This window comes from Leisingera sp. G5_S3_59_S7, from assembly GCF_054968485.1.
In genome coordinates this window covers 1-5,403 of record NZ_JBQKUH010000107.1, presented here as the reverse complement: position 1 = coordinate 5,403, position 5,403 = coordinate 1, and the positions used below count along the sequence as shown (strand labels likewise).

At 66.6% G+C, this 5,403-nt stretch carries 4 protein-coding genes; 3 read left to right on the top strand and 1 reads right to left on the bottom strand.

Annotation, left to right across the window (positions count from 1 at the left end; translation table 11 throughout):
- Positions 1 to 83: 83 nt before the first annotated feature.
- Positions 84 to 671: a riboflavin synthase gene (locus ACTRWG_RS22615; protein WP_027236916.1), complete on the bottom strand. Its 588-nt coding sequence runs from the start codon at positions 669 to 671 to the stop codon at positions 84 to 86.
- Positions 672 to 836: 165 nt separating this feature from the next.
- Here ACTRWG_RS22615 and ACTRWG_RS22610 point away from each other — a divergent pair, with 165 nt between their 5' ends.
- The 3 genes from ACTRWG_RS22610 to ACTRWG_RS22600 all read left to right on the top strand — a co-directional run bounded on the left by ACTRWG_RS22610 (position 837) and on the right by ACTRWG_RS22600 (position 5,380).
- The gene (locus ACTRWG_RS22610; protein ID WP_027236915.1) at positions 837 to 2,129 is read left to right on the top strand and encodes a capsule biosynthesis protein; all 1,293 of its coding nucleotides are present in this window, start codon (positions 837 to 839) and stop codon (positions 2,127 to 2,129) included.
- Positions 2,130 to 2,224: 95 nt separating this feature from the next.
- Positions 2,225 to 3,361 (top strand): polysaccharide biosynthesis/export family protein, encoded by a 1,137-nt coding sequence (locus ACTRWG_RS22605; protein WP_027236914.1) that lies wholly within the window; start codon positions 2,225 to 2,227, stop codon positions 3,359 to 3,361.
- Between the two features lie 6 nt (positions 3,362 to 3,367).
- Positions 3,368 to 5,380, top strand: coding sequence for a capsular polysaccharide biosynthesis protein (locus tag ACTRWG_RS22600; RefSeq protein ID WP_027236913.1), 2,013 nt, complete (start codon positions 3,368 to 3,370; stop codon positions 5,378 to 5,380).
- The last annotated feature ends 23 nt before the right edge of the window (positions 5,381 to 5,403 follow it).

Here is a 5,403-nt window from a genome sequence, read left to right as displayed (position 1 = left end):
ACCGCCAGCGCATAAGGGGCGCTGCCCCTCGGCCTGGCGGCCTCACCCCGGAGTATTTCGGGAAAAATAAATGACCGGCGCTGTTATCCGGCTTCGTGCAGCCGGGCGACGTAGCGGGCCAGGGTGTCGATCTCCAGGTTGATGCGGTCCCCGGTCTTCACATCGCCCCAGGTGGTGACGTCCTTGGTGTGCGGGATGAAGTTGATGCCGAAATCGCAGCCGTCCACATCGTTTACCGTCAGCGAGGTGCCGTTCAGCGCCACCGAGCCCTTGGGGGCGATGAAGCGGGCCAGCGCCTCTGGTGCGCGCAGGGTGACGCGGGTGCTGTCGCCCTCGTCCGTCATTGCCACAACTTCGGCGACGCCGTCCACATGCCCGGACACGATATGGCCGCCCAATTCGTCGCCCACTTTCAGCGCACGCTCCAGGTTGACCCGTTTGCCTACGGTCCAGGCGCCGAGGTTGGTCTTGGAGACAGTTTCGGCCGAGACCTGCACGTCGTACCAGTCATCGCCCAGTGCGATCACCGTCAGGCAGACACCGTCCGAGGCGATCGAAGCGCCGATGTCGATGGTGGCCGTGTCATAGCCCGTGCGGATCCGCGCCCGCAGGTCGCCCTGCTGCTCCAGTTCGGCGATGGTGCCAACGTCAGTGATGATGCCTGTGAACATGAGTGCGCTCCCCGCCCGGTGCAAAGTCTATCCTGCGGCAGAGGTAGCCAAGCCGTGCGGTCTTCACAAGCCCCGGCTTGCCATCTCCCCCGCTGAAGCCTTAGTTTCGCCGCACTGAAATATTATCCGATCCATATCTTAGTTTTTCGAGTTCAGCCCCCTGTGATGCCCCAGAAACCTGCACCAGACCGGAGCTTTCTGTTCCTGCAAGGCCCGCACGGGCCGTTTTTCGCAGCCCTCGGCAAACTGCTGCGGGCCGCGGGCTGCGAAGTGGCGCGGGTCGGGTTCAATGCAGGCGACCAGGCCTTCTGGCGCGGCAGGGACAGCTATATTCCGTTCACCGGGACACAACAGGAGTGGCCTGAGGTGCTGGCCGGGCTGCTGGACAGCCGCGGCATCACCGACATCGTGCTGTATGGCGACACCCGCCCGGTTCACGCCGCCGCAGTCGCGGCGGCACGGCAGCGCGGCCTGACTGTGCATGTGTTTGAGGAAGGCTATCTGCGCCCCTACTGGGTGACTTATGAGCGCGGCGGCGCCAATGGACACTCACGCCTGATGGACATGACCGTGCCGCAAATGCAGGAGGCGCTGGCGCTGTCCGACGTGGAAGCGCCGCTGCCGCCGGCGCATTGGGGCGATATGCGTCAGCATGTCTTCTATGGCGCGCTGTACCACTGGTTTGTCATGTTCCGGAACCGCAAGTACCGCCACTTCCGGCCGCACCGGGCGCTGCCGGTAACCAAGGAATTCCAGCTCTACCTCAAGCGCTTGGTGCTGATGCCCGCGCAGGCGCTGGAGCGGCGCCTGGCGGAGCAGCGCATCCGCAACGGCGGCTTCCCCTACCATCTGGCGCTGCTGCAGCTGGAGCATGACAGCTCCTTCCAGATGCACTCCCCCTTCAGCAGCATGGGCGATTTCCTGGCGGAAGTGATCGGCGGCTTTGCCAAAGGCGCTCCGCTCCACCATCACTTGGTGATCAAGGCGCACCCGCTGGAGGATGGCCGCGCCCAGGTGCGCCGCACCCTGCGGCGGCTGGCGCGGGAGCACGGCATCGCCGGCCGGGTACATTACGTGCGCGGCGGCAAGCTGGCGCAGCTGCTGAACGAGGCACGCACCGCGGTGACCGTCAACTCCACCGCCGGCCAGCAGGTGCTGTGGCGCGGCATCCCGCTGCGGGTGTTCGGGCGCGCGGTCTATGGCAAGCCGGAATTTGTTTCGGAGCAGCCGCTGACGGAATTCTTCGCCGCCGCCTGCCGCCCCGACAGCCGCGCCTACAAAGATTACCGCCGCTTCCTGCTGGAAACTTCGCAAGTGCCGGGAGGGTATTATTCGCGGGAGGGGCGCCGCCAGCTGCTGCGCCAGGTGGCGGATATGATGCTGGCACAGGAGGATCCCTATGACGCGCTGCGCCTGGGCACAGCGGCACCGCGGCAACAGTTACGGCTGGTGACCTGATGCAGATTTGCCCGAAGACTGGATTTTTCCCTGCTGCCCGGTTAGGTTGCCGGTAAAACTTGAGGCAAACAATAATTGGTCGAGGAGACCGAGCAGTGAAATCCGTTCCCCTTCGCTGGGCGCGTCCGGTGGCCATGCTGGCCGCCTTGACGCTGGCCGCCTCCTGCGGCCTGCCCAAAGTCGGCCCCAACAAGCGCCAGATCTTCGCCGGGTCCGTGCAGCGGGAAGGCGATGCCTTTATCGTCTCTGTCAACGACCGGGTTGCCCGCGCCACGGCAGTTGTGCCTGCTTTGGGGTTCTCCTCCGGGTTCACCTCGGCGGGGCGGCTGACCTCAGACACCATCCGCCCCGGCGATGTGCTGGGCCTGACGGTCTGGGAAAACGTGGATGACGGGCTGCTGGCGGCAGAAGCCACAAACTCCACCGTGCTGGAGGAGGTGCAGGTCGACAGCGCGGGCTATATCTTCGTGCCTTACGCAGGCCGGCTGCGGGCCTCCGGCAACACGCCGGATCAGCTGCGCGAGACCATTACCCGCAAGCTGGAAGACCAGACCCCCGATCCGCAGGTGCAGGTACGCCGCCTGGCGGGCGATGGCGCGACCGTCAGCCTGACCGGCTCTGTCGGGGCCCAGGGTGTCTACCCGATCGAGCGGCCGACCCGGACCCTGTCGGCCATGCTGGCACAGGCCGGCGGTGTGACGATCCAGCCGGAAATCGCCCAGGTCACCGTGATCCGCGGCCAGGAGAAGGGCAAGATCTGGTTCCAGGATCTGTTCGACAATCCGCAGCTGGATGTCGCCCTGCGCGGCGGCGACCGCATTCTGGTGGAGGAGGACACCCGCTCCTTCACCGCCCTTGGCGCAACCTCCGCCCAGGCGCGGGTGCCGTTTGAAAGCCAGGACCTGTCAGCGCTGGAAGCCATCGCCCAGGTCGGCGGCCTGATTTCCACTGCCTCGGACCCTACGGGCGTGTTCATCCTGCGCAACGAGCCTGCTGAGATCGCCAACCAGGTGCTGGGCCGCGACGACCTGATCGGCGCCCAGCGGATGGTCTACGTGCTGAACCTGACCCAGCCGAACGGGCTGTTTGTCGCCCGCGACTTTGTGATCCGCGACGACGACACGCTGTATGTCACCGAGGCACCTTATGCGCAGTGGACCAAGACCATCTCGCTGCTTGTGACGCCGGTGGGGTCCCTGTCGAGCGTGTCGACCGCGCTTGACGGCAGCTGAAACAGCATGAGCCTGACCACAGGCCAGCACGAAGCCGGGAGCACTGCGTCCCGGCTTTTTGTTTACAATGGCGGCTTTCTGACCCAGCGCCGGGTGCGGCGGATTCTACAACTGTCCGGTTATGACATCCGGCTGGGCCTGCCGCAGCCTGAGGATCTGATCGGCCTGTGGGGCGCCTCCCCCACTGCGCACCGGGGCCTGGCAGTGGCACAGCGGCGCGGCAGCGGCTTGCTGCGGGTGGAGGATGCCTTTTTGCGTTCTGTCCATCCCGGCCGCTGCGGAGAGCCGTCCGCGGGGCTGCTGCTGGACCGGGCAGGATTGCATTTCGACGCTGGCGTGCCTTCGGATCTGGAGCAGCTGCTGGCCGCCCACCCGCTGGATGACTCCCATCTGATGCACCGGGCGCGAGATGCTATCGCCCGCCTGAAGACGGCGCATCTGAGCAAGTACAACGCCTTTGACCCCGAAGATCCGGTGCCGGAGCCTGGCTATGTGCTGGTGGCGGATCAGGCGCGGGACGATGCTTCCGTCACCGCCTCACGGGCGGACCGGGGCCGGTTTCTGGAGATGCTGACCTTTGCCCAGGAGGAACACCCAGGCGCGCGGGTGCTGATCAAGACCCACCCTGAGACGCTGCGCGGCTACCGGGCAGGCTATTACGATACCGGGGACGCGCAGGGGCGGATCGAGCTGTTCACCGGCAGCGTGTCGCCCTGGGCGCTGCTGGAGGGGGCTGTCGGGGTTTACACCGTCTCCTCCCAGCTGGGGTTCGAGGCGATCCTGGCCGGCCACAAGCCGCGGGTCTTCGGCCAGCCGTTTTATGCAGGCTGGGGGCTGAGCATCGACGACGCGCCGCCCGCACGGCGGCAGCGGCAGCTGACACGGGCGCAGTTGTTCGCGGCGGCGATGATCCTGTACCCGAAATGGTACGACCCGTTCCGGGACAAACTGTGCGAGCTGGAAACGGTGATGGACAACCTGGAGGCGCGCACCCGCGCCTGGCGGCAGGACCGCCGCGGCTGGACCGCATCCGGCATGCGGATGTGGAAGCGCAAGCCGCTGCAGAAATTCTTTGGCGCAGAAAAGAAGGTGCTGTTCAACGGGGACCCGGCCAAGGCGCAGGCCAGCTGCCGCAATTGGATGGTCTGGGCTGGCAAGGCTACAGACGCGCATAGCGGCGCGGTGCGGGTGGAGGACGGTTTCCTGCGGTCGCGCGGGCTGGGCGCCGAGCTGGTGCCGCCCCTGTCGCTGGTCACCGACCGGCGCGGGATCTACTACGATCCGCGCCAGCCCTCGGACCTTGACGCGCTGATCGCCCGCCGCGCGGAGATGACCCAGGCAGAGGAGCTGCGCGCCGAGCGGCTGGTGCAGTCGCTGGTCCGGGACGGCGTGTCAAAGTACAATCTTGGCGGCGGCGTCCCTGCCCTGCCGGAGGGCCGCCGGATCCTGGTGCCGGGCCAGGTGGAGGATGACGCCTCGCTCCTCTGCGGGGCCGGGCAGGTTCGGACCAGTCTGGAGCTTTTGCGCGCCGCGCGGGACGCCAACCCGGAGGCGGTAATCATCTACAAGCCGCACCCGGATGTGGAGGCCGGGCTGCGCCGGGGACAGGTGGAAGCCGAGGGGCTGGCGGATGTTGTTGCCGCGCAGGCAGACCCCATGGCCCTTCTGGGAGCGGTGCAGGAGGTCTGGACCATGACCTCTCTCCTGGGCTTCGAGGCACTTCTGCGCGGGGTGAAGGTGACCACGCTGGGCACGCCGTTTTATGCCGGCTGGGGGCTGACCACGGATCTGGCCACGGTGCCGCCCTGGCGCCAGGCACAGGTGCCGCTGTTGGGCCTCGCCCATGCGGCGCTGATCGACTACCCGCGCTATGTCGACCCTGTGACCGGCCAGCCCTGCCCGCCGGAAGTGGCGGTTATGCGCCTGCGTGAAGGCCGCCTGCCGCATCCAGGGCTTGGCAACCGCCTTCTGTCCAAGCTGCAAGGGCTGTTTGCGACCTACGCCTATATGTGGCGCTGACCCCGGCAACAAACTGCACAGGC

What these genes read in the sequence shown, in the direction of transcription:
- ACTRWG_RS22615 (WP_027236916.1), bottom strand. Translation starts at nt 671, where the DNA reads ATGTTCACAGGCATCATCACTGACGTTGGCACCATCGCCGAACTGGAG.
- ACTRWG_RS22600 (WP_027236913.1), top strand. Translation starts at nt 3,368, where the DNA reads ATGAGCCTGACCACAGGCCAGCACGAAGCCGGGAGCACTGCGTCCCGG.
- ACTRWG_RS22610 (WP_027236915.1), top strand. Translation starts at nt 837, where the DNA reads ATGCCCCAGAAACCTGCACCAGACCGGAGCTTTCTGTTCCTGCAAGGC.